This is a genomic window from Streptomyces sp. 351MFTsu5.1 (assembly GCF_000383655.1).
Classification (GTDB): domain Bacteria; phylum Actinomycetota; class Actinomycetes; order Streptomycetales; family Streptomycetaceae; genus Streptomyces; species Streptomyces griseorubiginosus.
In genome coordinates this window covers 99,019-123,239 of sequence record NZ_KB911779.1, presented here as the reverse complement: position 1 = coordinate 123,239, position 24,221 = coordinate 99,019, and the positions used below count along the sequence as shown (strand labels likewise).

14 protein-coding genes, 1 pseudogene and 1 riboswitch are annotated in these 24,221 nt (G+C 72.4%); of the genes and pseudogenes, 9 read left to right on the top strand and 6 right to left on the bottom strand.

The window, feature by feature from the left end:
- Positions 1 to 18: 18 nt before the first annotated feature.
- Positions 19 to 1,164, bottom strand: coding sequence for a C40 family peptidase (locus H295_RS0112595; protein ID WP_020135721.1), 1,146 nt, complete (start codon positions 1,162 to 1,164; stop codon positions 19 to 21).
- 8 nt (positions 1,165 to 1,172) lie between these two features.
- Positions 1,173 to 1,319, bottom strand: a riboswitch (cyclic di-AMP (ydaO/yuaA leader).
- A gap of 439 nt (positions 1,320 to 1,758) precedes the next feature.
- On the opposite strand from H295_RS0112595, the gene pcrA reads away from it, so the two are divergent.
- Entirely contained in the window at positions 1,759 to 4,242 is a 2,484-nt protein-coding gene (gene pcrA, locus H295_RS0112590) for a DNA helicase PcrA (RefSeq protein WP_020135720.1), read from the top strand.
- A gap of 75 nt (positions 4,243 to 4,317) precedes the next feature.
- On the opposite strand, the gene H295_RS0112585 is transcribed toward pcrA, so the two are convergent.
- The gene (locus H295_RS0112585) at positions 4,318 to 5,868 is read right to left on the bottom strand and encodes a M23 family metallopeptidase (RefSeq protein ID WP_020135719.1); all 1,551 of its coding nucleotides are present in this window, start codon (positions 5,866 to 5,868) and stop codon (positions 4,318 to 4,320) included.
- 325 nt (positions 5,869 to 6,193) lie between these two features.
- Positions 6,194 to 7,063 carry a lipase family alpha/beta hydrolase gene (locus H295_RS0112580; RefSeq protein WP_020135718.1) on the bottom strand — a complete coding sequence of 290 codons (870 nt, stop codon included), beginning with the start codon at positions 7,061 to 7,063 and terminating at the stop codon, positions 6,194 to 6,196.
- A 502-nt stretch (positions 7,064 to 7,565) separates the two neighbouring features.
- Here H295_RS0112580 and H295_RS0112575 point away from each other — a divergent pair.
- Positions 7,566 to 7,982, top strand: coding sequence for a cobalamin B12-binding domain-containing protein (locus H295_RS0112575; protein WP_020135717.1), 417 nt, complete (start codon positions 7,566 to 7,568; stop codon positions 7,980 to 7,982).
- Positions 7,983 to 8,206: 224 nt separating this feature from the next.
- Here the strand turns inward: H295_RS0112575 and H295_RS0112570 are convergent, their stop codons facing one another.
- Positions 8,207 to 9,820, bottom strand: coding sequence for a DUF5691 domain-containing protein (locus H295_RS0112570; RefSeq protein ID WP_020135716.1), 1,614 nt, complete (start codon positions 9,818 to 9,820; stop codon positions 8,207 to 8,209).
- A 97-nt stretch (positions 9,821 to 9,917) separates the two neighbouring features.
- Positions 9,918 to 11,273, bottom strand: coding sequence for an SWIM zinc finger family protein (locus H295_RS0112565; protein ID WP_043217438.1), 1,356 nt, complete (start codon positions 11,271 to 11,273; stop codon positions 9,918 to 9,920).
- Positions 11,274 to 11,430: 157 nt separating this feature from the next.
- Between H295_RS0112565 and H295_RS0112560 the strand changes: the two genes are divergently transcribed.
- The 6 genes from H295_RS0112560 to sucD all read left to right on the top strand — a co-directional run bounded on the left by H295_RS0112560 (position 11,431) and on the right by sucD (position 21,327).
- On the top strand, positions 11,431 to 12,561 hold the full coding sequence (locus H295_RS0112560; protein ID WP_028809299.1) for an ATP-binding protein: 1,131 nt from the start codon (positions 11,431 to 11,433) through the stop codon (positions 12,559 to 12,561).
- Positions 12,562 to 12,993: 432 nt separating this feature from the next.
- Positions 12,994 to 15,852, top strand: coding sequence for a DUF5682 family protein (locus H295_RS0112555; protein WP_043217437.1), 2,859 nt, complete (start codon positions 12,994 to 12,996; stop codon positions 15,850 to 15,852).
- A 364-nt stretch (positions 15,853 to 16,216) separates the two neighbouring features.
- Positions 16,217 to 17,332, top strand: coding sequence for a VWA domain-containing protein (locus tag H295_RS0112545; RefSeq protein WP_051135550.1), 1,116 nt, complete (start codon positions 16,217 to 16,219; stop codon positions 17,330 to 17,332).
- Positions 17,333 to 17,554: 222 nt separating this feature from the next.
- On the top strand, positions 17,555 to 18,589 hold the full coding sequence (locus tag H295_RS0112540) for a hypothetical protein (RefSeq protein ID WP_028809296.1): 1,035 nt from the start codon (positions 17,555 to 17,557) through the stop codon (positions 18,587 to 18,589).
- A 653-nt stretch (positions 18,590 to 19,242) separates the two neighbouring features.
- Positions 19,243 to 20,421 carry an ADP-forming succinate--CoA ligase subunit beta gene (sucC, locus tag H295_RS0112535; protein WP_020135710.1) on the top strand — a complete coding sequence of 393 codons (1,179 nt, stop codon included), beginning with the start codon at positions 19,243 to 19,245 and terminating at the stop codon, positions 20,419 to 20,421.
- Positions 20,422 to 20,442: 21 nt separating this feature from the next.
- Positions 20,443 to 21,327 carry a succinate--CoA ligase subunit alpha gene (gene sucD / locus H295_RS0112530; protein WP_020135709.1) on the top strand — a complete coding sequence of 295 codons (885 nt, stop codon included), beginning with the start codon at positions 20,443 to 20,445 and terminating at the stop codon, positions 21,325 to 21,327.
- Between the two features lie 186 nt (positions 21,328 to 21,513).
- Here sucD and H295_RS0112525 read toward each other — a convergent pair.
- Positions 21,514 to 22,368, bottom strand: a pseudogene (locus H295_RS0112525) (sigma factor-like helix-turn-helix DNA-binding protein); the annotation flags it as partial.
- A 93-nt stretch (positions 22,369 to 22,461) separates the two neighbouring features.
- On the opposite strand from H295_RS0112525, the gene H295_RS0112520 reads away from it, so the two are divergent.
- Complete coding sequence (locus H295_RS0112520) at positions 22,462 to 24,219, top strand: DUF6350 family protein (RefSeq protein ID WP_020135707.1); 1,758 nt, start codon at positions 22,462 to 22,464, stop codon at positions 24,217 to 24,219.
- Positions 24,220 to 24,221 lie beyond the last annotated feature (2 nt).

Sequence of the window (24,221 nt, the reverse complement as noted above, 5' to 3'; positions counted from 1 at the left end):
CGCCCGCGCCACGGGACCTCAGGCCGGTCGCACCACGCTGTGGATCGCCGACTCGCCGTCGTAGTAGATCGACTCCTCGCGGACGTACGCGCCCGGCTTGGGGGCGTGGATCATCATGCCGTTGCCGATGTAGAGGCCGACATGGGTGATGTCGTCGTAGAAGAAGACCAGGTCACCCGGCTGGGCGTCGGCCAGGGAGACCGTGGTGCCGGCGTTGACCTGGTCGTAGGTGACGCGGGGGAGGGTGACGCCGGCGGCCTTCCAGGCGGCCTGGGTGAGGCCTGAGCAGTCGTAGGAGCCGGGGCCGGTGGCGCCCCACACATAGGGCTTGCCGATCTGTGCGCGGGCGAAGGCGAGCGCCTTGGCGGCCCTGGTGGCGTACGAGGAGTCGGTCGCGGTCGAGGTGCCGGTGCCCGGCGTGCTCTCCTGCCGGCCCGCCTCCTGCGCGGCCTTCTCCGCGGCCGCCTGCTGCCGGGCCAGCTCCGCCGCCTTGCGGGCCGCGGCCTCCTGCTTCGCCTTCTCGATCGCCGCGAGGCGGGCCTTCTCCTGAGCCGTCAGCTCCGAGAGCAGCTCGCGCGCGTCGGCGAGCTTCTTCTGGACGGTCGCCTTCGCGGTCTTCAGGTCGCTCTGCGTCTCGGTGAGCGACTGGAGGCTCTGGGAGGCCTCCTGACGCTTCTTCATCGTCGCCGACTGCTCGGAGACGTAGTCGTCGACCGCGCCCTTCTGGCGGCTCGTGAGGCGGCCCATCAGCTGCGTCTGGTCGAAGTAGTCCTGCGGGGTGTCGGCGAGCAGGAAGGTCGCTGTGCCGGGCGCGGCGGCCCCGGTGCGGTACTGCTCGGCGGCGAAGGAACCGAGCTCCTCCCGGGCCTGGTTGAGCTTCTCGGTGCGCCGCGCGACGTCGTCGAGGAGCGTGTCGACCTGCTTGCGCTGCTTGGTCGTCCGCTCCTTGGCCGCGTTGTAGGTGTCGGTCGCCGACTCCGCCTGGCGGTAGAGGTCGTCGACCTTCTTCTCGACCTCTTCGAGACTGGGTTTGTCATCGGCCGGCGCGGCGTTCGCCGACTGGGACAGCAGGGCCACGGAGGTGAGCGCGGCCGTCGCGAGGGCCGGGGTCCGTATGCCTGCTACGCGCGTACCAGCGGGACGCGACTTGCGGTGCGACGCCAAGGGAGGCGACTCCTTCCGTGCTCCGCCTACCGGGTTAGCTGTCGGGTTCGGGCGGGAAGGGTTGCCCTACGGCGCTCCCGTGGGCGGGAGTCGGCCGATTCACCCCGGGGTTCGGTGGGTCCCCGGCTCCGGGCGCGCGGCGGCGCTGCCGGACTCGGCGGAGGCCGCGCGGCCCGGCGACGTTCGCCGGAGGGGGTCGTACGGCCTACCGGGAACGGTAGCCAACTGCTGTGGCCCCTGTGAAGGTTGATGTTCGATATGCCCGATACATTTTCGTGACCTTCGGTCAGGGGTGCGTGGCTGACGGTCGGCGCCGAGTGGTCTGTCGCGGCTCGAGTGCTTTTCCTGAGTGTGACCGCGAGGCGGAGGAAGGGCGGTTCCGGCGGGGCGCGGCGCCTGCCAGCCGGCCGCGGACCGTGACGACACGGCTCCGGAGGGTCGTGGGCCGGCGCCGGACGGGCGGGGTGCGACAGCTGTCGCGGCCTGCGCCCGGGCGCTGAGCGGGCCTGCGCCCGGGCGCTGGGCGTGCCGATTCCGGCGATGTTCTCAGGGCGGCGGCGGGCTGTCAGTGGGGCCCCCTAGACTCGGAGAGCGATGAGCAGCCTCTTTGACGACAGCTTCCTGGCGGACCTCCAGGCCCCTCGCGGGCACGCGGAGGAACCCCCGCCGCCGCCCGAGGACGACCACGTGCCGGAACCCGTTCCGGACGATCTGTTCGGCGGGAAGTTCGACGTGCCCCCGGACCGGGACGCCTACTACCGCGATGGCGCCCCCCGCCCGGTGCTGGACGCGGCCGCGCTCCTGGACGGGCTGAACGAGAACCAGCGCGCCGCCGTCGTGCACTCCGGCACCCCGCTGCTCATCGTGGCCGGCGCCGGCTCCGGCAAGACCCGGGTGCTCACCCACCGCATCGCCCACCTCCTCGGCGAGCGCCGTGTCCACCCCGGCCAGATCCTCGCGATCACCTTCACCAACAAGGCCGCGGGCGAGATGAAGGAGCGCGTCGAGCAGCTCGTCGGCCCGCGGGCCAACGCGATGTGGGTGATGACCTTCCACAGCGCGTGCGTGCGGATCCTGCGCAGGGAGTCGAAGAAGCTCGGGTTCACCTCCTCCTTCTCGATCTACGACGCCGCCGACTCGAAGCGTCTGATGGCCCTGGTCTGCCGCGACCTCGACCTCGACCCCAAGAAGTTCCCGCCGAAGTCCTTCAGCGCCAAGATCAGCAACCTGAAGAACGAGCTGATCGACGAGGAGGACTTCGCCGCCCAGGCCGCCGACGGCTTCGAGAAGACCCTCGCCCAGGCCTACGCCATGTACCAGTCGCGGCTGCGCGAGGCCAACGCCCTCGACTTCGACGACCTGATCATGACGACGGTCAACCTGCTGCGCGCCTTCCCGGACGTCGCCGAGCACTACCGCCGCCGCTTCCGGCACGTCCTCGTCGACGAGTACCAGGACACCAACCACGCCCAGTACGCGCTGGTCAGGGAGCTGGTCGGCACCTCCGAGCACCCCGTCGACGTACCGCCGAGCGAACACGACCTGCCGCCCGCCGAGCTCTGTGTCGTCGGTGACGCCGACCAGTCGATCTACGCCTTCCGCGGCGCGACCATCCGCAACATCCTCCAGTTCGAGGAGGACTACCCGGACGCGGTGACGATCCTCCTGGAGCAGAACTACCGCTCCACCCAGACGATCCTCACCGCCGCCAATGCCGTCATCGAGCGCAACGAGTCCCGCCGCCCCAAGAACCTGTGGACCAACGCGGGCGCGGGTGCGCGCATCACCGGCTATGTCGCCGACACCGAGCACGACGAGGCGCAGTTCGTCGCCGACGAGATAGACCGTCTCACCGACGCGGGCGACGCGAAGGCCGGCGATGTCGCGGTCTTCTACCGCACCAACGCGCAGTCCCGTGTCTTCGAAGAGGTCTTCATCCGCGTCGGCCTGCCCTACAAGGTCGTCGGCGGCGTCCGCTTCTACGAGCGCAAGGAGGTCCGGGACGTCCTGGCCTACCTGCGCGTCCTCGCCAACCCGGAGGACTCGGTGCCGCTGCGCCGGATCCTCAACGTGCCCAAGCGGGGCATCGGCGACCGCGCGGAGGCGATGATCGACGCGCTTTCCCAGCGCGAGAAGATCAGCTTCCCGCAGGCGCTCAAGCGCGTCGACGAGGCGTACGGCATGGCGGCGCGCTCCACCAACGCCGTGAAGCGGTTCAACGTGCTGATGGAGGAGCTCCGGACCGTCGTCGAGTCCGGCGCGGGCCCGGCGACCGTCCTGGAAGCCGTTCTCGAACGCACCGGTTACCTCGCCGAGTTGCAGGCCTCCACCGACCCGCAGGACGAGACACGGATCGAGAACCTCCAGGAACTCGCCGCCGTGGCGCTGGAGTTCGAGCAGGAGTCCGGCGAGGGCGAGGAGACCGGGTCGCTCTCCGACTTCCTGGAGCGGGTCGCCCTCGTCGCCGACTCCGACCAGATCCCCGACGAGGACGAGGACGGCTCCGGCGTCATCACCCTGATGACCCTGCACACCGCCAAGGGCCTGGAGTTCCCGGTCGTCTTCCTCACCGGCATGGAGGACGGCGTGTTCCCGCACATGCGCGCCCTCGGCCAGACCAAGGAGCTGGAGGAGGAGCGGCGGCTTGCGTACGTCGGCATCACGCGCGCGCGTGAGCGGCTGTACCTCACCCGGTCCTCCCTTCGCAGCGCGTGGGGGCAGCCGTCGTACAACCCGCCGTCCCGCTTCCTGGAGGAGATCCCGGCGCAGCACGTCGACTGGAAGCGCACGGGGGCGACCGCCGCCCCCGCGGGGCCGGTCTCGGGCGTCGCCGCCTCGCTGTCCTCGTCCCGGTCGCGATCCTCGGCGTCGGGTGCGTCCGGCTTCGCGACCCGCAGGACCTCGGAGAAGCCGGTGGTCGCGCTCGCCGTCGGCGACCGGGTCACCCACGACCAGTTCGGACTCGGCACCGTGGTCGGGGTCAAGGGCACCGGCGCCAACGCCGAGGCGACGATCGACTTCGGGGAAGCGAAGCCGAAGCGACTGCTGCTGCGGTACGCGCCGGTGGAGAAGCTGTAGCTCCGCGCAAGCGAAAGGGCCGGTCCGGGGGTTCTGCTCCGGGTCCGGCCCTTCGGCGTCGGCGTGCGGCTCGGGTTACGTCGGGTCCAGCCCGTGGCTGCGCAGCCACGGCAGGGGGTCTATGGCCGAACCGCCCGCCGGGTGCACCTCGAAGTGCAGGTGGGGGCCGGTCGAGTTGCCGGAGTTGCCGGAGTACGCGATCGGATCGCCGGCCTTGACCGTCGTACCGGAGGAGACGCGGTAGCTGGAGAGGTGGCAGTACCACGTCTCCGTGCCGTCCTTCGCGGTCACGACCATCATGTTGCCGTACGCGCTGTTCCACTGCGTGCGCACGGTGCCGTCGGTCGCGGCCATCACCGTCGTGCCGTACGACACCGGGAAGTCGATGCCGGTGTGGACGGACATCCAGTTGACGCCGGCCTGGCCGAAGTAGGCACTGAGACCCCGCTGTGCGACCGGGAGCGCGAACTTCGGGCGCAGCCGCTCCTTGCGGGCCGCCTCCTCCGCCGCCTTCTTCTTCTCGGCCACCTGCTGGGCCTTGAGGTCGATGCGCTCCTGGGTACGGCTGGCCCGGTCGGCGAAGTCGTCGGCGCCGGCCGAGAGGCTCTCGAGCTGGGTGTCCAGCTTGTCGTTCGCGACGGACGGCTTGACCGCGGTCGGGTCCGCCAGCGTCTTCGCGGTGCTCTGCTCGCCGCCGGTCAGCGTGCCGACCGAGGCGGCGGCGATCCCGGCGACCCCCATGACACACGCCGAGGGAACGGCGATCGTCAGCAGCGCGGAGCGCTTCGCGGGCATACGGCGGCGGGAGCGGTTGGCGTTGCGGGCGGCGACGCGGGAGCCCGGGGCGGGCGTCGCCGCGGCCGAGGGAGCCTCCTCCTGGTCGTCCAGGAGCCGGCCGTCGATGTCGTGCACGGCGGGCATCTCGCCGGTGCCGGTGAGGGCGGCGTCGATGGACTCGCCCTCGTGCGAGGTGTGTTCGGCGTAGCCGTCGCCGTCGCCGTAAGGATTCGCCTCGTCGTACGCGTGGCCTTCGGCGTAGGCGTGGGTCTCGTCGTACGGGTGGCTCTCGTCGTACCCGGCCTGCTCGAAAGCGGTCGTCGCGTGCGGGTCGGCCGCCGGGCCGTCGGAGTTCCACTGCGTGGCGTCGTACGCACCGGTGTCGAAGGCCTGCGTGCCCCATTCCCACTGCTGGGTCCGGTCGGCCTGGTGCGCGGCGGGGTCGAGCTGCTGCCAGGCGCCGGCGTCCCACTCGCCGCTGTGGTCGGGGCCACCCGACTGCGGGGGGATCGCGCCGAGGTGCTGCTGGTCGCCGCCCCACTGCGTGGCGTCGTACGCGCCGGTGTCGTAGGCGGCGTGGTGCTGGGCCGCGTACATGTCGTAGTTCAGGGTCTGGTGGCCGCCGGTGTTCCACCGCGTGGCGTCGTACGAACCGGTGCCGTCGCCCGGCATGTTGCCGAAGAGCGGGTCCGCCTCGAAGGTGCCGGTGGCGTTTGAGGCGTCCGGGCCAGGGAAACCAGTGGCGTCATAACCGCCGTACGTGGTGAAGTCGCCGTACTGGGCCTCCTGGGAGCCGTACGACGCATAGGGCGACGAGTCGGCGTCGGAAGCCGGAGCCGGGGTGGTCATTGTCCCCGACGGGTGACGGTCGTTCACCAACTTCTCTTTCGCCTCGACAACAGGGGCTGCCAGAGCAGTGCGGCGACTGTACCCGGCGGTACGCGGGCGCGACAATCTTCAACTGGTTTCGGGCGCGCAGGAAACGGGCATTCGGCCGTGTTTCGGGGGAGTGCGGGCGGGAGTTTGGCCCTGTGTTCGAGAGTTGTTCGATGTCGGTCGGTGACCTGAAGGCTGTCTGCGGGCTGTTGACGCCCTGTCGAAGCCCTGCGCCAGCCGCCCGTTATGGCTCTTACAGCCGTTACAGCCGTTACAGCCCTAACGGTGCTTACGGCCGTTACGCCACGGTCAGTCCGCCGGTGCGGCCCGCCGTCTCCTCTCCGGGGTGTGCGGTGTCGAGCACCTGCCGTATGCCGCTCGCCACGGCGGGGTGCACGGGCAGGGCGAGATGGCCGATCCCGCTCACCCGGACGTTCTCCGCCATCAGATCGGCGTGGTCGATGCACGCGGCATCCAGCGGGTCCATCAGGTGGTCCAGGTCGCTCCAGAAGCTGACGAAGTGCGTACGGCACCCCGGCGCCGGCTGGGTGAGCTCCTCCAGCAGCTCCGAGCCGGGGCGCATCTGGCGCACGATCGGGTGCGCGTTCGCCAGCGGCGCCACCCGGGTGCCGGAGTGCGGGGTGCCGAGGGTGACCAGCGTGCGGACCCGGACGTCGCCGCCCAGGCGCTGCACGTAGTACCGGGCGATGAGGCCCCCGAGGCTGTGCCCGACGACATCGACCTGCCGGCTGCCCGTGCGCTCACAGATTCCCTCGATGTGCCGGCCCAGCAGCTCCGCCGCGACACGGATGTCGCAGGTCAGCGGGGAGTAGTTCAGGGATTCGATCTGCTGCCTGCCGTGCTGGGCGAGGCTGCGGCGTAGAAGTACGAACACGGAGCGGTTGTCGATGAAGCCGTGCAGCAGCACGACCGGCGGCTTGGCCTCGGTCGGCAGCTGGGCGGCGCCGTCCTCCGGGGAGGGGAGTGAGGGGAGCGAGGAGCGGCGCTCCTGGACGATGCCCGAGGGGTAGAGGAGGAGGTGGCCCGCGAGGATCGCCATCTCCAGCGCGGTCGCTTTCAGGAGGGCCATGGAGAGTCCCGCCAGTCTGCCGGGCAGCAGGCGCTGGCAGAGGGGGAGAAAGGGCAGCGCCGCCTTGGTGACCTTCATGGCCGACCTCCTGTCGGCACACGGGAGGACAGCTCCGTCCCCCGTGTGCGCTCGTGGGGAGCCGCGGCGAAGGTCGTCATCGGCGTCGACGGAGCGCGAGTGGGGCGCGCGAGGCGGGTGCGGCGTGCGGCGCGGGTTCCGGGGCGCCGGACGGTCCGGCGGTGCCGAGGAGGTGTGCGGTGCTGTTGTTGCTGTTTGTACCTGTGTTTGTCCTTGTCGGGCGGACGGTGTCCGTGGTGCTGGTGGTGCGCCGGTGACGTGCCTTACCTGTCCTGCGTGCCCTTCGTGCCGTCGCCGGTGCGCCGCACCGCCGTGGCGCGCAGACTGCGGCGCGGCGGTGCGACGACCTCGTTGCGGCTCCCGAACGTGTCCCATCATCTGATTTCCCCCTCGATGACCATCGGAAACAGCCGGTCGCGGTACGGCGGCGACAACGTCCGTTCACATTCACGGTCTGTGCGGTACTAGTCGGTAGGAACGCAGTCGCTTCATGGAGGCAGTGATGGGTGTGGCAGCCGGTCCGATCCGCGTGGTGGTGGCCAAGCCGGGGCTCGACGGCCACGACCGTGGAGCCAAGGTGATCGCGAGGGCCCTGCGCGACGCGGGCATGGAGGTCATCTACACCGGGCTCCATCAGACTCCCGAGCAGATCGTCGCCACCGCGATCCAGGAGGACGCCGACGCGATCGGCCTCTCCATCCTCTCCGGGGCCCACAACACGCTCTTCGCGGCGGTGATCGACCTGCTGAAGGAGCGGGAAGCGGAGGACATCCTCGTCTTCGGCGGCGGGATCATCCCGGAGGCGGACATCCCGGCGCTGAAGCAGAAGGGCGTCGCGGAGATCTTCACGCCGGGGGCGACTACGCAGGCGATCGTGGACTGGGTGCGGGACAATGTGCGGCGGCCGGCAGAGGCGTAGGAAGCCTTGCGGTGGGTTTCGGGGTGCAGGCCGGTGGGGGCTGGTCGCGCCCACGCGGCGGCGGTAGCCGCAGATGCATCACAGCCCCGCGCCCCTGAGGTGGCTGTCCGGCAGGTCGGCCAGGCCGCCAGGCGGGTCGGCCAGGCGGGTCGGCCAGGCGGGTCGGCCAGGCTGCCAGGCGGGTCTGCTGAGGCAACCGCCCCCAGCAGCACGCCGGACGGCCATTACGCTTCCGACTCCCCCTCCAGTTCCTCCGCCATCGCACCCCGCAACCGCAAGGTCGTCACCAGGCGCTGGAAGGCCTCCGCCCAGTAACCCCCCGCGCCGGGACTCGCGTCCTCTCCCTCGTCCGGGACCGCCATCAGGCCCTCCAGACGCGCAGCCTCCCCCGGATCGAGACACCGCTCCGCCAGCCCCATCACCCCACTGAAACTCCACGGATAACTGCCTGCGTCCCGGGCGATGTTGAGCGCGTCCACCACCGCGCGTCCCAGCGGCCCAGCCCACGGCACGGTGCAGACTCCGAGCAGTTGGAACGCCTCGGACAGGCCGTGCGTCGCGATGAACCCCGCTACCCACTCGGCCCGCTCCTCCGCCCCCAGGGTGCCGAGCAGCTTGGCCCGCTCGGCCAACGACACCGCCCCCGGCCCCCCGGCTTCCGGCGCCGCCGGCACCCCGAGCAGGGCGCGGGCCCACCGGGCGTCCCGTTGCCGCACGGCGGCCCGGCACCACGCCGCGTGCAGCTCGTCGCGCCAGTCGTCCGCCACCGGCAGCGACACGATCTCCTCGGGGGTCCGTCCGCCCAGCCGATCAGGCCACCCGCTCAGCGGCGCCGCCTCCACCAACTGCCCGAACCACCAGGACCGTTCACCCCGGCCCGAGGGCGCCTTCGCCACGACGCCGTCGCGCTCCATGCCCGGGTCGCACTCGTGCGGTGCCTCGACGACGAGCGTCGGCATGGCAGGGGTACGGTCGACGGCCACGCACGCCCCGGCCCTGACCGCCATCCGGGCTGCCAGTGCCGAACCCGGCAGCGCTGACAGCAACTCCGCCGCCGTGGCCCGCACATTGCGGCTGCGGTCCGCGAGCGCCTGCTCCAGGAACGGCTCGTCGTCCGCGCTCAGTCCCGTCCGCAACGAGTCGAGGAACATCAGCCGGTCCTCGGCGCGCTCGGTCGCCCAGGTCGTCGCGAGCAACTCGCGTGCGGCGGCGGCCTCTCTGGCCCGGATCGCCGCGAGCAGCGCGACCCGCTCAGCGAACAGCCCCTCCTCCCACAGCTGTCGCACCCCTGCGGTGTCCTCCGGAGGAGGCAGCGCCGTCCCGCCGCCCGGGGTCGCGCGCAGGGCGAACCGCCAGTCCGGGTTCAGCCGGGCGAGCCAGGTGGCCCGTGGTCCCGCGAAGGCCAGTGCAGCCGGCCGCAGGTCCGTACGCCCCCGGGCCGCGTCCAGCAGGGCGGGCACCAATTGCGGGGGTGCCGCGTAACCATGTGCGTTGGCCGTCGAGAGCCACTGCGGCAGCAGCTCCATCAGATCCGGTGCCGTTCCCCTGCGGCCGCTGCTGCCTGCGCCCGGCCGGTCGGCCAGCAGCATCGAGAGCCGACGGGACGCGGCGGCGGGCAGCGCGGGGCGGGAGTCCTCGGGCGCGGGCTGCGGGCGCTCCGCCGCACGCGTGGGCCGCAGTCCGGCCCGTCGCCGTACGGTCTCCACGGCCGCCGCGTCCAGCAGAGCCGCCGGTGCGTCGGGGCCGGGGGCGACGCCGGGCGGCGTACGGCGCGCGGTGCCGAGCAGAGCCGAGGTGACGAGCTCCTCCCAGACGTCCGGGGCGGAGGCCTTGTTCATACGGTTCCTTTCCGTCCGGTCGGAGTGGGGGTTTCGGTCGGGGCGGGGGGATTCGTGCGACGCGCGCGTGCGGTCGCAGCCGGGCAACTGGTGTCGGTCAGCACAGTTGCACCGCCTCGCCCCTGCCCTCCGGCCAGGCCGTCAGAGGGGTGAAGCCTCGGTGGCCGCACTCGCCGAAGACCTTGACCGGGGCGCCGCCCGAGAGGGCGACCAGGCGCCACAGGCCGGGGCGGGAGCGGGCGGAGGGGGTGAGCGGCAGCGCCGAGTCGCCGTCGGCGTCCGCCAGTTGCCAGGAGCCGCCGTCCGGGACCGGTATCACCCGGTCCAGGGTCACGGGGACGGACTCCAGCCAGGGGTCGTCCCGCAGCGCCTCGCCGTAACGGGCGGCCGCCTGGTCCGTCGACACTCCCGGTGGCCGGGTCGCCGAGGGCGCGGGCGGTGCGAACTGCTCGCCGAGGGCAGCGCGCAGCTGCCCCTTGCCGGGGTAGGCGGACACCTCCGCCTCCAGCTCCAGCCCCACCGGTAGCGCCAACTCGGGGGCGCGGCCCGCGGCACCGTACGAGAGGAGCAGTGCGGTGCGGCCCGAGTCCGTGCCGTGCAGCCAGATCCGGCGGGTCGTCAGCCGGGCGTCCGCGGTGTCGTACTGGGCGAGGACCAGCCAGCGGTCGCGGAGCGGCGGTCCGTCGGCCGAGGCGGGCAGCCCGATCCGGGAACGGACCGTCGACGCCAGCCCGTCCGGCAGCCGCTCGCGGCGCAGCCAGCCCTGGTCGAGGAGGTGAATCAGGGCGCACTCCTCCAGCAACCGCACCGGCCAGCCAGGACCGGACGACGGGATCGCCCCCAACTCCCGCACCCGGGAGGCGAGCCCCGGCGCCTGCGCGTCGACCATGCGGGCCGCGGTCTCCTCCCACAGGCCGTACCCCGCCTGCTCCGCCCCCGCCAGACCACCGCGCAGCAGGTCGGCCAGCCGCTGCTCCAGCTCCGTGGCGCCCGCCGTGATCCGCACGGCCCGGCGCTCCGCCCTGCGCCGCGCGCCCTCCGGATCACCTGCGCCGGCGGCGGAACCGGCCGATTCCGCCGTCCGCTTCTCCTGCGCCCGCTGCCTCCTCCCCTCTATCCACTGCCCCGCCCAGTCCGGTGCGGACCCCGGCGGCACCGCGCCCTCCCCGCCCGCCCAGAGCAGCAGCAGCCCGAGCGCGTGTTTGCACGGGAACTTGCGGCTCGGGCAACTGCACTTGTACGCGGGCCCCGCCGCGTCCGCGAGGTCGATGACCGTCTGATACGGCTTGCTGCCGCTGCCCTTGCACAGCCCCCACACCGTCCCCTCCTCGGAACTGCCCGCCTCGGACCACGGACCGGCCGCGCCGAGTTTGCTTCCCGCTTTGCGTGAGGCGGCGTCAGGAGCCAGTGCCAGCACCTGATCCGCCGTCCAGCGCACCCCCTGCTGAGTCATGACACCGAAGGTAGATCCCCCCACTGACAATCGGCCCCCGACCGACGGCCGCCCCGACCCCGCCGAGCGCGTTTCCGCAGGTCGGATCGCATTGTCAGTGGCGTGGTGCACGGTTGGTGGCAGATCCGAACCGGCCGAGCTGGAGGGGGCCTCAGCCATGACTGTGTCTGTTGAACCGACGTCCGTGGAACCGAAGCAGGGGGAACCGGCCGAGGCGTTGCGGCCGCATGCCGAGGAAGCCTTCGCCGATGAACTCGCCGCGCTGGCAGCGCAGGACGACCGCCCGCGCCCGGCCCGCTGGAAGCTGTCGCCGTGGGCGGTGGCGACCTACCTGCTCGGCGGCATCCTGCCCGACGGCACGGTGATCACCCCGAAGTACGTCGGCCCGCGCCGCCTGGTCGAAGTCGCCGTCACCACCCTCGCCACCGACCGCGCCCTGCTCCTGCTGGGCGTGCCGGGCACCGCGAAGACCTGGGTCTCCGAGCACCTGGCAGCAGCGGTCAGCGGCGACTCCACCCTGCTCGTGCAGGGCACCGCGGGCACCCCGGAGGAGGCGATCCGGTACGGCTGGAACTACGCCCAGCTGCTCGCCAACGGCCCGAGCCGCGACGCCCTCGTGCCCAGCCCGGTGATGCGGGCCATGGCGGAGGGGATGACGGCCCGGGTGGAGGAGCTCACGCGCATCCCGGCCGACGTGCAGGACTCGCTCATCACGATCCTGTCCGAGAAGACCCTGCCGATACCGGAGTTGGGCCAGGAGGTGCAGGCGGTCCGCGGCTTCAACCTCATCGCCACGGCCAACGACCGCGACCGCGGGGTCAACGACCTCTCCAGCGCCCTGCGCCGCCGCTTCAACACGGTCGTGCTGCCGCTGCCGGAGAGCGTCGAGGCCGAGGTCGACATCGTCTCGCGCCGCGTCGACCAGATCGGCCGCTCCCTCGACCTGCCGGCCGCGCCCGACGGCGTCGCCGAGATCCGCCGGGTCGTCACGGTCTTCCGCGAGCTGCGCGACGGCGTGACCTCCGACGGCCGCACGAAGCTCAAGTCGCCCAGCGGCACGCTGTCGACCGCCGAGGCGATCTCGGTGGTCACCAACGGGCTCGCCCTCGCCGCCCACTTCGGCGACGGCGTCCTGCGGGCCGGCGATGTCGCCGCGGGCATCCTCGGCGCGGTCGTCCGCGACCCGGCGGCAGACCGGGTCATCTGGCAGGAGTACCTGGAGGCGGTCGTCCGGGAACGGGACGGCTGGAAGGACTTCTACCGGGCCTGCCGGGAGGTGAGTGCGTGAGCGGCGACCCGAGGCGGAGCGGCCGCACGGCCAGCGGGCGGGGTGAGGGGCTGGTGACGGCTCGCCGTCCGGGGGTCCGGGTTGCCGTCGGGGCGGACGCGGGGACATCGATGCGGGCTGTTTGCCGGGGAGTGCGGAACCAAGGGGGGCGGCTGTGAAGGACGTTGAGCGGTACGGCGACGGGGGCGGGGTCGGGCTGGTCGGTGAGGACGACTCCAAGTGGCCGCGGAGGGAAGTGGTCGTGGAGGGGTGGGGACCGGCATGACGGGAGTCGATGAGACCGGCGGTGCGGAGGCACCCGGCTCGGGCGGAGGCGCGAGTGGGGACGGGCGGCGGGGCAGCGAGGGGGTGACGGCGGCGGTGGGCCAGGGGAGCGGCGATGGAGAGCGGACCGGTGGTGTGCGCGGGAGCCGGGAAGCCGGGGCCGGGCCGTTGCTGCTCGGGGTGCGGCATCACGGGCCCGGGTCTGCTCGGTCGGTACGGGCGGCGTTGGACGCGGCGCTGCCCCGCGTGGTGCTGATCGAGGGGCCGCCCGAGGCCGACGCGCTGATCCCGCTGGCCGCGGAGGAGGACATGCGGCCGCCGGTCGCCCTGCTCGCCCATGCCGTGGACGAACCCGGCCGTTCGGCGTTCTGGCCGCTCGCCGAGTTCTCCCCGGAGTGGGTGGCGATCCGCTGGGCCCTGGAGCACGACGTCCCGGCCCGCTTCATCGACCTGCCCGCCACGCACACGCTGGCCTGGGGGAGGGACGAGCGGGACGAGGGGGACGGGGGCCCCGCGGACGCAGGTCCGGCGGGAGACGAAGGGGCGGACGGGTCCGCGGGTGAGGTGCCGGGGGTGGGTGAGCCCGAGACCTCGGATCCGGCGGGGACGGACACCGGTAGGGCCGAAAGGGACGCGGGTCCCGCCGGTACGGAGGTCGATCCGAGCGGGGTTCAAGCCGGTCCCGCCGGTGCGGAAGCCGCTCCGAGCGGGGTTCAAGCCGGTCCCGCCGGTACGGACACCGCTCGGTCCGGCGAAGGCACCGGTCCGGGAGACGAAGGCACTGGTTCGGGTGACGAAGGCACAGGTCCGGGAGTCGAAAACCCCGGTCCTGGCGACGAAGCCGCCGCTCCCCGTGAGGAGGCGGCTCCCCGTGAGGAGGCCGCTCCTCGTGACGCCGTTCGGGTCGATCCGCTCGGTGTGCTCGCCGAGGCTGCCGGATACGACGATCCCGAGCGGTGGTGGGAGGACGTCGTCGAGCACCGGGGTGCGGGGCCGGGGGACGTGTTCGAGCCCTTCACCGTGCTGGAAGAGGCGATGGGGGTGCTGCGGGAGACGTACGGGACCGGCGGACACGACCGGGACCTCGTGCGGGAGGCGTACATGCGGCTCCAACTGCGGGCGGCACAGCGGGAGTTCGGGGACGACGTGGCCGTGGTGTGCGGAGCCTGGCATGTGCCCGCGCTGCGGCGGAAGAGCACCGTCACCGCCGACAAGGCGCTGCTGAAGGGGCTCCCGAAGGTCAAGGCGGACCTGACCTGGGTGCCGTGGACACACCGCAGGCTGTCGCGGCACAGCGGCTACGGCGCGGGGATCGACTCGCCCGGCTGGTACGGGCACCTGTTCGCCGCGCCGGACCGTCCCGTCGAGCGATGGCTGACCAAGGTGGCGGGCCTGTTGCGGGACGAGGACCGGATCGTGTCGTCGGCGCACGTCATCGAGGCCGTACGGCTGGCCGAGACGCTCGCGGCGATGCGGGGCCGCCCGCTGCCCGGCCTGAGCGAGACGACCGACGCGGTGCGGGCGGTGATGTGCGAGGGCTCGGACGTGCCGTTGGCGCTGGTGCACGACCGGTTGGTGGTCGGCGATGTGCTGGGGGAGGTGCCGCAGTCGGCGCCTGCGGTCCCGTTGCAGCGTGACCTCGACCGGATCCAGCGGCGGTTGCGGCTCAGGCCGGAGGCGCTGGAGCGGGAGCTGGAACTCGATCTGCGCAAGGAGACCGACGCCGAGCGCAGCAGGCTGTTGCACCGGCTGCGGCTGCTGGGCGTGGCCTGGGGCGAGCCGGCGGTCTCGCGGGGGAGTACGGGGACCTTCCGGGAGACATGGCGGCTGCGGTGGGAGCCGGAGTTGGCGGTACGGGTCGCCGAGGCGGGGGTGTGGGGCACGACCGTGCTCGCCGCGGCCACGGCCAAGGCGGAGGCGGATGCCGTCTCCGCGTCCGGGCTGGCCGACGTCACCGCGCTCGCCGAACGCTGCCTGCTGGCCGAACTCCCGGACGCCCTGCCCACAGTGATGCAGATCCTCGCCGACCGCGCCGCGCTGGACGCGGATGTGGGCCACCTCGCCCAGGCCCTGCCGGCCCTGGTCCGCTCCCTCCGATACGGGGATGTGCGGGGCACCGGAACCGGGGCCCTGGCGGAGGTCGCGGCGGGGCTCGCCGAGCGCGTCTTCGTCGGCCTGCCACCTGCCTGCGCCGCGCTCGACGCGGAGGCGGCCGAGGAGATGCGGCGCCATGTGGACGCGGTGCACGGCGCGGTGGGACTGCTGGGCGAGGTGGCGGAACCGGAGCGGGACGATCGGGCCGCGGAGGCGAGTGCGCCTTCCGTCCTGGCTCCCGTCCTGGCTCCCGTCCTGCCTTCCGTCCTGTCTTCCGAGGACGCACCGGGGCTGGAGGCGGGCCCGTCGGCACCGGCTCGGCGGGGGCTGCGGGGGCGTTGGCTGGGCGTGCTCAAGGTGCTCGGGCGACGCGACGCCGTGCCCGGTGTCATTCGTGGGCGGGCGGTGCGGCTGCTGCTGGACGACGGGGAGTTGGCGCAGGAGGAGGTGGCGCGGCTCATGGGGCTCGTGCTGTCGCCGGGGACGCCGCCGGGGGACGCGGCCGCGTGGATCGAGGGCTTCGTCGGCGGCGGATCCGGCGGCGGGATGCTCCTGGTGCACGACGAGAGGCTGCTCGGGCTGGTCGACGCCTGGCTCACCGGGGTGTCGGCGGAGGCCTTCACCGATGTGCTGCCACTGCTGCGGCGCACGTTCTCGGCGTACGAGCCCGGAGTGCGCCGGACCCTGGGCGAGTTGGTCCGGCGTGGACCGGGACAACGGGGGAGTGCGGCCGGAGCCGGTTCCGGGATACCGGGGTTCGGGGCGGACCTCGACCGGCCACGGGCGGACGCGGTGCTGCCGGTGATACGGCTGCTGCTCGGCCTGGACGACGACAGCGATTTGGCGAACGCCGACGGAAACGGCTTGGCGAGCACCGACGACCACGACTTGGCGAACGCCGACGGAAACGACTTTGCGGGGGTGGCGGGATGATCACCGAGGTGGCCCGGACAGCGAGGAGCGGGGGCGACGTGACGGGCGCCGCCGCAGAGGGGCGGGGGAGCGCACCCGCGCACAGGGCCGGGCCCAGGCCGCGGCACGGTTCGGTGACGCCGGTGACCGTGGTCCCGCTCTGGGACCGTTTCCGGACGGGGGTCCGCTGATGACGACCGAGTCGAGCAGTACGTCGGGAGCCGCTGCGGAAGAGGAGATCGCGCCCTTGGTCCAGGGTTCGGGCACCTCCTCCGACACCGTTTCCGAACCCACCGCCCCCACCCCCACCCTTGACTCCGCCCCCGCCCCCGACTCCGCCCCCGACTCCGCCCCAGCCGCCGATGAGCGCTTGCGGCGTTGGCGGATGGTGCTTGGTGGGGACGCGGCTGACGGGACCGGGTGTGTGCTCGGCGGGCGGGACGCGGCCATGGACGGGGCGTTGGCCGCGCTCTACGGCAGGGGGGACGGGAAGGGGCAGGCGGGCAAGGAGCGTTCGGCGGGGCTGGGGGCATCCGCGCCGTCGGTGGCGCGGTGGCTGGGGGACATCCGGACGTACTTCCCCTCCTCCGTCGTGCAGGTCATGCAGCGGGACGCGATCGACCGGCTGGGGCTGTCCACCCTGCTGCTCGAGCCGGAGATGCTGGAGGCGGTGGAGGCCGACGTGCATCTCGTCGGCACCCTGCTGTCGCTCAACAAGGCGATGCCGGAGACCACGAAGGAGACGGCACGGGCCGTGGTGCGCAAGGTCGTCGAGGACCTGGAGAAGCGGCTCGCGTCCCGTACCCGTGCCACCCTCACCGGCGCCCTCGACCGCAGCGCGCGGATCAACCGGCCCCGGCACCACGACATCGACTGGAACCGCACGATCTCGGCCAACCTCAAGCACTATCTGCCGGAGTACCGGACGATCGTGCCGGAACGGCTCGTCGGGTACGGCAGGGCCTCGCGGTCGGTGAAGAAGGAGGTTGTCCTCTGCATCGACCAGTCGGGGTCGATGGCGGCGTCCGTCGTCTACGCCTCGGTGTTCGGGGCGGTGCTGGCGTCGATGCGGTCGATCGACACCCGGCTCGTCGTGTTCGACACGGCGGTCGTCGACCTCACCGACCAGCTCGACGACCCGGTGGACGTGCTGTTCGGGACGCAGTTGGGCGGCGGCACGGACATCAACCGGGCGTTGGCGTACTGCCAGTCGCAGATCACCCGGCCCGCGGAGACGGTGATGGTGCTGATCAGCGACCTCTACGAGGGCGGGATCCGCAACGAGATGCTCAAGCGGGTCGCGGCGATGAAGGCGTCGGGGGTGCAGTTCGTGACACTGCTCGCTCTGTCCGACGAGGGGGCCCCGGCCTACGACCGGGAGCACGCGGCCGCGCTCGCCGCGCTGGGCGCACCGGCCTTCGCCTGTACGCCCGACCTGTTCCCGGAGGTGATGGCCGCAGCCATCGAGAAGCGGCCGATTCCGATACCGGACACGGTGTGACCCGCGAACTCAGGCCCCGCGCCGGTGATTTGTCGACCCGGTGACCAGCGATTCCAGCCAGCAAAACGGACATGACGACGCATCGGTAACAGGGGGCTTGCGCAACCTCGGGCGCCCCGTGCAAGGATCGGTCTCTCCACAGTCTTCACCCTTCCCGTCCGTTTCCGTTCCCGCTTCCATGCCGTCTCCCCTCCTTCTCCGCACGGAAGGTCTCGCTCTCTCGTGACCTGGTCAGCAGCGTTTCCCGGTGTCGCTGCGCGCGTGCTGCGCGGGGTGTCCGGACGGCGTGCGCTGCATGTGGGGCTGCTGCTGGGCGGGCTGTTCGTGCTGGCCTTCCTCTGCGGGGAGCAGGCGTACGCGGCGGACGGTGTCGGGGCGGTGCCGGTCAAGGCGCCGGTGCGGTCGCTGACGTCGCCGACCGCACCGGGAGTCACGGACTCAGGCGTGGACAAGGGCACGGACACAGGCGAAGGCGCAGAAGCCGGTTCGCGAACGGATGCGGCTCCGGGTCAGGGCGCGTCGAACAGCGGGTCCCCCAAGCCCCCGGCTGCCCCCGTCGGCGGAGGCAAGGTTCTCCGTCCTGTGACCGAGGCCATCGTGACGGTCGTGAGCGACGGTGTCGTGCGGCCGGTCGGAGACCTCGTCGAGAAGGTGGCCTCGGGACTGACCGAGACGGTCGGGCTGCCTCCGGTGCAGTCGCTGCCGGAACTGCCGCCGCTGCCGTCGTTGCCGTCGTCCCCGGAACTCCCGCAGCCCCCGTCGTGGCCGACCGTCCCCACCGCGCCAGAGCCTCCGTCGGCGCCGAGCCTGCCGGCCCCTGCCCCAGTGCCCGCTCCCGTGCCCGCGCCGCCGGTCGTCTCGGCGCCGCAGCCCGGAGCGGGTGATCACTCAAAGGCGGAGCCGGCCGAAGGCGAGCCGTCCACGAGCGACGGGGCTGCCTACGGGCCCTGGTTCACCGGCCGCGACAGCCTGACCGGGCTCGCCGTACTCGGCTCCACACGCCACGTCTCAACGCAGCGCATCGCAGTCCACCGCCCCGACTCCACCGCGCCCGCCCACCAGATGCCGTCCGACGGCCAGGGTGGCGCGCTGAGCGGCAAGTCCGCCGTGGACAACGGCTCCTCGCGGCACGGCGACGCGCATGCCGTCACCCTCGACCACCGGGCGCCGCTGCGGCTCGTGCCCGGTGCCGCCGCGGACGTCGACGCGGCCGGGACCCGGGACAGTCACCGGGACATCCCCGTCTTCCCCGGCTAGACCGGGACCGGACGACAGGACCGGACCACAGGACAGGACGACGGGACCGGACCACAGGCCCCCCACCCGCGGCTGACCTGACGCGTGGGCGCGGAGCAGGCCTGCCCCAACCGTTCGGAACCTCAGCCGTTCGGACCTCCAGCCGATCGGACCTGTACTCCGGCTGTACCCGCACAGATCAACGGCAGCCGTGCCCATGTCACAGCCACAGCCACAGCTGCCTGACCTCCCTCCCCCCGACCAGCCCCGTGAGGCGATGCGCCCCGGACGGCCGAAAGCCGTCGGTCCGTCCTGCCGCACCCTCACGGGCGCGGGCGAAGAGGTCCCCATTGGGGTGGGGACCGACCGCCCAGGGCCCCTGAAGGGGCTGCGCAAGGGGCCTCACCGGGGCAACCCCACCCCGGTGAGGCCCTTCACCCGCGGCACGCTGTGCCAGTGAGCGCGGCATCATGTGACAGGTATCACCGCTCAGGTGTGACCCTCGATTTAGAGGCCCTCCACAAGCAGCGATAACCTGCGAGACGGACATGCCGCGCGCTCGGACACCGTGTGCGCCTCCCTTGTGACACAGACAGTGGTCGGACGTCACGTTGCCCTCGCGGCACGCCCACGCAGACAACGAACCGCGAGATCACTGATAGGGACGGAAGCGCGTGGACCTGTTCGAGTACCAGGCGAGGGACCTCTTCGCCAAGCACGATGTACCGGTGCTGGCCGGTGAAGTCATCGACACGCCTGAGGCGGCCCGCGCAGCCACCGAGCGCCTCGGTGGCAAGTCCGTAGTCAAGGCCCAGGTGAAGGTCGGCGGCCGCGGCAAGGCGGGTGGCGTCAAGCTCGCCGCCACCGCCGACGAGGCCGTGGAGCACGCCACCAACATCCTCGGCATGGACATCAAGGGCCACACGGTCCACAAGGTGATGATCGCCGAGACGGCTCCGGAGATCGTCGAGGAGTACTACGTCTCCTTCCTCCTGGACCGTGCCAACCGCACCTTCCTCTCCATCGCGTCCGTCGAGGGCGGCATGGAGATCGAGGAGGTGGCGGAGACCCGCCCCGAGGCCGTCGCCAAGACGCCGATCGACGCCAACGTCGGTGTGACCCCCGAGGTCGCCCGCCAGATCGTCGAGGCCGCGAACTTCCCGGCCGAGGTCGCCGACAAGGTCGCGAACGTCCTGGTCACCCTGTGGAAGACCTTCGTCGAGGAGGACGCCCTCCTGGTCGAGGTCAACCCGCTGGCCAAGGTCGCCTCCGGTGACGTCATCGCCCTGGACGGCAAGGTCTCCCTCGACGAGAACGCCGAGTTCCGTCAGCCGGAGCACGAGGCCCTCCAGGACAAGGACTCCGCGAACCCGCTGGAGGCCGCCGCCAAGGCCAAGAACCTCAACTACGTCAAGCTCGACGGCGAGGTCGGCATCATCGGCAACGGCGCGGGTCTCGTCATGAGCACCCTGGACGTCGTCGCGTACGCCGGTGAGGCGCACGGTGGCGTCAAGCCCGCCAACTTCCTCGACATCGGCGGCGGCGCGTCCGCGGCGGTGATGGCGAACGGCCTGGAGATCATCCTGGGCGACCCCGACGTCAAGTCGGTCTTCGTCAACGTCTTCGGCGGCATCACCGCGTGCGACGAGGTCGCCAACGGCATCGTGCAGGCGCTCCAGCTGCTCGCGGACAAGGGCGAGGAAGTCACCAAGCCCCTCGTCGTCCGTCTCGACGGCAACAACGCCGAGCTGGGTCGCAAGATCCTCTCCGACGCCAACCACCCGCTGGTCCAGCGCGTGGACACCATGGACGGCGCGGCCGACAAGGCCGCCGAGCTCGCGGCTGCGAAGTAAGGGAAGAGGGACAGACAAGCCATGGCTATCTTCCTCGACAAGGACTCCAAGGTCATCGTCCAGGGCATGACCGGTGCCACGGGCATGAAGCACACCAAGCTCATGCTGGCCGACGGCACCAACATCGTCGGTGGCGTGAACCCGCGCAAGGCGGGCACGTCGGTCGACATCGACGGCAACGAGATCCCGGTCTTCGGCACGGTCGCCGAGGCGATTGAGAAGACGGGCGCGAACGTGTCCGTCCTCTTCGTGCCGCCGGCCTTCGCCAAGGCCGCCGTGGTCGAGGCCATCGACGCCGAGATCCCCCTCGCGGTCGTCATCACCGAGGGCATCGCGGTCCACGACTCGGCCGCGTTCTACGCGTACGCCGTGTCCCAGGGCAACAAGACCCGGATCATCGGCCCGAACTGCCCCGGTCTCATCACCCCGGGCCAGTCGAACGCCGGCATCATCCCGGGCGACATCACCAAGCCGGGCCGTATCGGTCTGGTCTCGAAGTCCGGCACGCTGACGTACCAGATGATGTACGAGCTCCGTGACATCGGCTTCTCGTCCGCCGTCGGCATCGGTGGCGACCCGGTCATCGGCACGACGCACATCGACGCGCTCGCCGCGTTCGAGGCCGACCCCGACACCGACCTGATCGTGATGATCGGTGAGATCGGTGGCGACGCCGAGGAGCGCGCGGCCGCGTTCATCAAGGAGAACGTGACCAAGCCGGTCGTCGGCTACGTCGCGGGCTTCACCGCGCCCGAGGGCAAGACCATGGGCCACGCCGGCGCCATCGTCTCCGGCTCCTCCGGCACGGCCGCCGCGAAGAAGGAGGCCCTCGAGGCCGCCGGCGTCAAGGTCGGCAAGACGCCGACGGAGACGGCGAAGCTGGCGCGGGAGATCCTCGGCGGCTGAGCAGCACCTGGCTGAACGTTCGATGGGCTCGCTCCGTGGGTTGGGGCGGGCCCATCGTGCCTAATGGGGTGCCTCGCAGTGTGGTCTGGCGGCCGCGGGTGTCGTGGTTGCTCGCGCAGTTCCCCGCGCCCGCAAGAAACTCAGTCCACTGAAGCTCTTTCAGGACCAGCCCTCACCGGGCCGCAGCTAACCGACGAGCGGGGCCACCCTCTCCGGGCCGTTCCCCATCGACTCGCGCAGCTTCCTCCGCAAAGACACCTCCGACTCCGACAACGCCCCCTGCCCCACCCGCGGCGGCACCCCCTGGATCTCCGCCCCCGGTGCCACCGGCGGTTCGTAGTGCGTCGGGGCCGTCCGGACCGTGAGTGCCGTCGTGCCGATCAGTGCCACCGTGAAGGCGATCGCCGCCCGGGTCCAGAAACGGGCCCGGCGTTCCCCGCCGTTGCGCACGGTGGGCGGCTTGGGCGCGCGGAGCCGTTCATGGGCGGCCAGCGAGCCCAGGCGCTCGTGCAGCGCGGACGGGTCGGCCAGGTCGGGAAGCCGGGCCGCGATCGCCGCGCGCGCGTTCATCAGGCGGCTCGCGGTCGTCGGCGTGCTCGCCTCCGTCTCCGCCGCCGTCTCCGGAAGGTCGAGGCCGAGACCGTCGTACAGCAGGAGGGATCGCCGTTGCGGTGGCGGGAGTTCCAGGAGTACGGCCATCAGCGGGCGGTCGGACGGGTCGGCGGCCGGCGGCTCGTGGCGCCGGTGACGGGGGTGGAACCGGTGCCAGGGGGAGAGGGCGTACTCGTACGTCATGGCGCGCATCCAGCCCGCCGGGTCCGGGTCCACCGCCACCTCGGGCCAGCGCTGCCAGGCGAGTTGGAAGGCCCGCTCGACCGACTCGCGGGCGAGCTCGCGGCGGCCGGTGAGCAGATAGGCCTGCCGGACGAGCGCGGGGGCGCAGAACGCGTACAGCGCGTCGAAGGCCTGAGCGGGTGTCAGGGAGGCGGGCGCGGGCTCCGGCTCCTTCGGTGGCCCGGCCGACAGTTCCGCCGTCACAGCACACCCCTTCGTACGAAAAAGTACATAGTCGTATATTGAGCGACACATCGGTTGTTCGCGTGTTGCGTCACAAAAGCGCGTGTCGTTGGGAGCATGGCGGGCGTGATCGAGATGACCGCTCGCCGTACGTCGTTGTCGCCCCTGCTCACCCGGTTGCGCGACCGAACGCCCGGCTTGGCCGCCAGCCTCCTGGGTGGTGCGGTCGCCGCGGGCCTCGGGCTCGGGTCGTTCGCCGTGCTCGTGATGGTGCTGTGGATCAGCTCGCCCTATCCCGACAGCGGCCCCGGCGGGGCGCTGCACGTGGCCGCGGCCCTGTGGCTGCTGGCCCACGGTGCCGAACTGGTCCGCTCGGACACCCTCTCCGGTGTGCCGGCCCCCGTCGGGGTGACCCCGATGCTGCTGCTCGCCCTGCCGTTGTGGCTGGTGCACCGGGCCGCGCGGGACGTGGCCTCGGGGGACGAGGCACCGCCGCCCGCGTCCGGGCGCACGGCGTGGGCCGGGGTCGTGCTCGGCTACCTCGCCGTCGGCGCGGCCGCCGCGCTCTACGCGTCCGGCGGGGCACTGCGCCCCTCGTGGCCATGGGTCTGCGTGTGCCTGCCCCTCGTCGCCATGGCTGCGGCCGCGGCGGGGGTCTGGACGGCATACGGCCGCCCCGGCGACGCCCTCGACAGCGTGCTGGTGCTGCTCCCCCCGGCGTTGCGGCGTCATGTGCTCGGGGTCGAGGCAAGGGCGCGGCTCGCCGTCGCGACCCGGGCCGCGGGGGCCGGGGTCGCCGCGCTCACCGGGGGCGGCGCTGCGGTGCTGGGGGTGTCGCTGGTGGTGCACGGCGATGCCACCCGGGGCTCCTTCCTCCAGCTGACGGAAGGGTGGTCGGGGCGGTTCGCCGTCCTGCTGCTCTGTGCCGCGCTGGTGCCGAACGCGGCGGTGTGGGCGGTGGGTTATGCCGCCGGGCCCGGATTCGTCCTGGGCGCGGGACATGTGGTGGGACCGCTGTCCTCGGACCCCGCGCCGCTGCTGCCGCCGTTCCCGCTGCTCGCGGCGGTACCGGAGGCGGGGCCAGGGGGGTCGGTGCACTGGGCGGTGGCGGGGGTGCCGCTGGCGGCCGGGGTGGTGCTGGGCTGGTTCGTGGGGCGGGCCGCGGACACCGGCTGGTCGCGGGGGCGGACCGCGGGGACGGTGTGCTGGGCCGCGGTGCTGTGCGCGGGAGCGGTCGCCGTGCTCGCCGTGCTGGCCGGCGGGCCCCTCGGGGTGGGGGCGCTGGCCCGGTTCGGGCCGGTGTGGTGGCAGGTCGGCGGGGCGGTGGCCGTGTGGCTCGCGGGCGTGGGCGTGCCGGTGGGGCTCGGGGTCCGGGCCTGGCGGGGACGCACCCGCGGCGGGATGCGGGCCTGGGCGCGGAGCCTGTTCGCCCGGCGCACGGCTACGGAGGGGACCAAGACGGCCCCGGCGCGGGCGCGGATGCGGGGTCTGTTCACCCGGCGGAAGGCGGCCGAGGGCCCGGGTACTGCTTCCGGTGCCCTGCCCGAGGACGGCCCAGTGCAGTCGGGCGGTCCCCACGACACCCCCCTCGACCAGGACCGCGTCCAGGGCCGCCCTGATCAGGGAGGCGCCCCTGCCGCCCGTGAACATGTCCCCGGCGACGAGGACAAGGACGAGACCTACGAGCCGTACGAAGTGCTCCCCGTCGACCCCGCGCCCAGCCCGTTCTCCGAGCCGAGCCCGAGCCCGTTCTCCTCATCCGGTCCGTTCCCCGCGCCGCCCGCCCCCTGGTACGAAGACGCGGCACACGAGGCCCGCTGGGCCGCGCTGCTGGAGGAGCCCGACGAGCCCGACGAGCCCCGCCCGGGCGACTGACC

Excerpts from the sequence above, each read along its gene's own strand:
- H295_RS0112580 (WP_020135718.1), bottom strand. The coding sequence starts at position 7,063 with ATGAAGGTCACCAAGGCGGCGCTGCCCTTTCTCCCCCTCTGCCAGCGC.
- H295_RS0112560 (WP_028809299.1), top strand. The coding sequence starts at position 11,431 with ATGACTGTGTCTGTTGAACCGACGTCCGTGGAACCGAAGCAGGGGGAA.
- H295_RS0112520 (WP_020135707.1), top strand. The coding sequence starts at position 22,462 with ATGGCGGGCGTGATCGAGATGACCGCTCGCCGTACGTCGTTGTCGCCC.
- H295_RS0112570 (WP_020135716.1), bottom strand. The coding sequence starts at position 9,820 with ATGAACAAGGCCTCCGCCCCGGACGTCTGGGAGGAGCTCGTCACCTCG.
- H295_RS0112575 (WP_020135717.1), top strand. The coding sequence starts at position 7,566 with ATGGGTGTGGCAGCCGGTCCGATCCGCGTGGTGGTGGCCAAGCCGGGG.
- pcrA (WP_020135720.1), top strand. The coding sequence starts at position 1,759 with ATGAGCAGCCTCTTTGACGACAGCTTCCTGGCGGACCTCCAGGCCCCT.
- sucD (WP_020135709.1), top strand. The coding sequence starts at position 20,443 with ATGGCTATCTTCCTCGACAAGGACTCCAAGGTCATCGTCCAGGGCATG.
- H295_RS0112585 (WP_020135719.1), bottom strand. The coding sequence starts at position 5,868 with ATGACCACCCCGGCTCCGGCTTCCGACGCCGACTCGTCGCCCTATGCG.
- H295_RS0112565 (WP_043217438.1), bottom strand. The coding sequence starts at position 11,273 with ATGACTCAGCAGGGGGTGCGCTGGACGGCGGATCAGGTGCTGGCACTG.
- H295_RS0112545 (WP_051135550.1), top strand. The coding sequence starts at position 16,217 with ATGGTGCTTGGTGGGGACGCGGCTGACGGGACCGGGTGTGTGCTCGGC.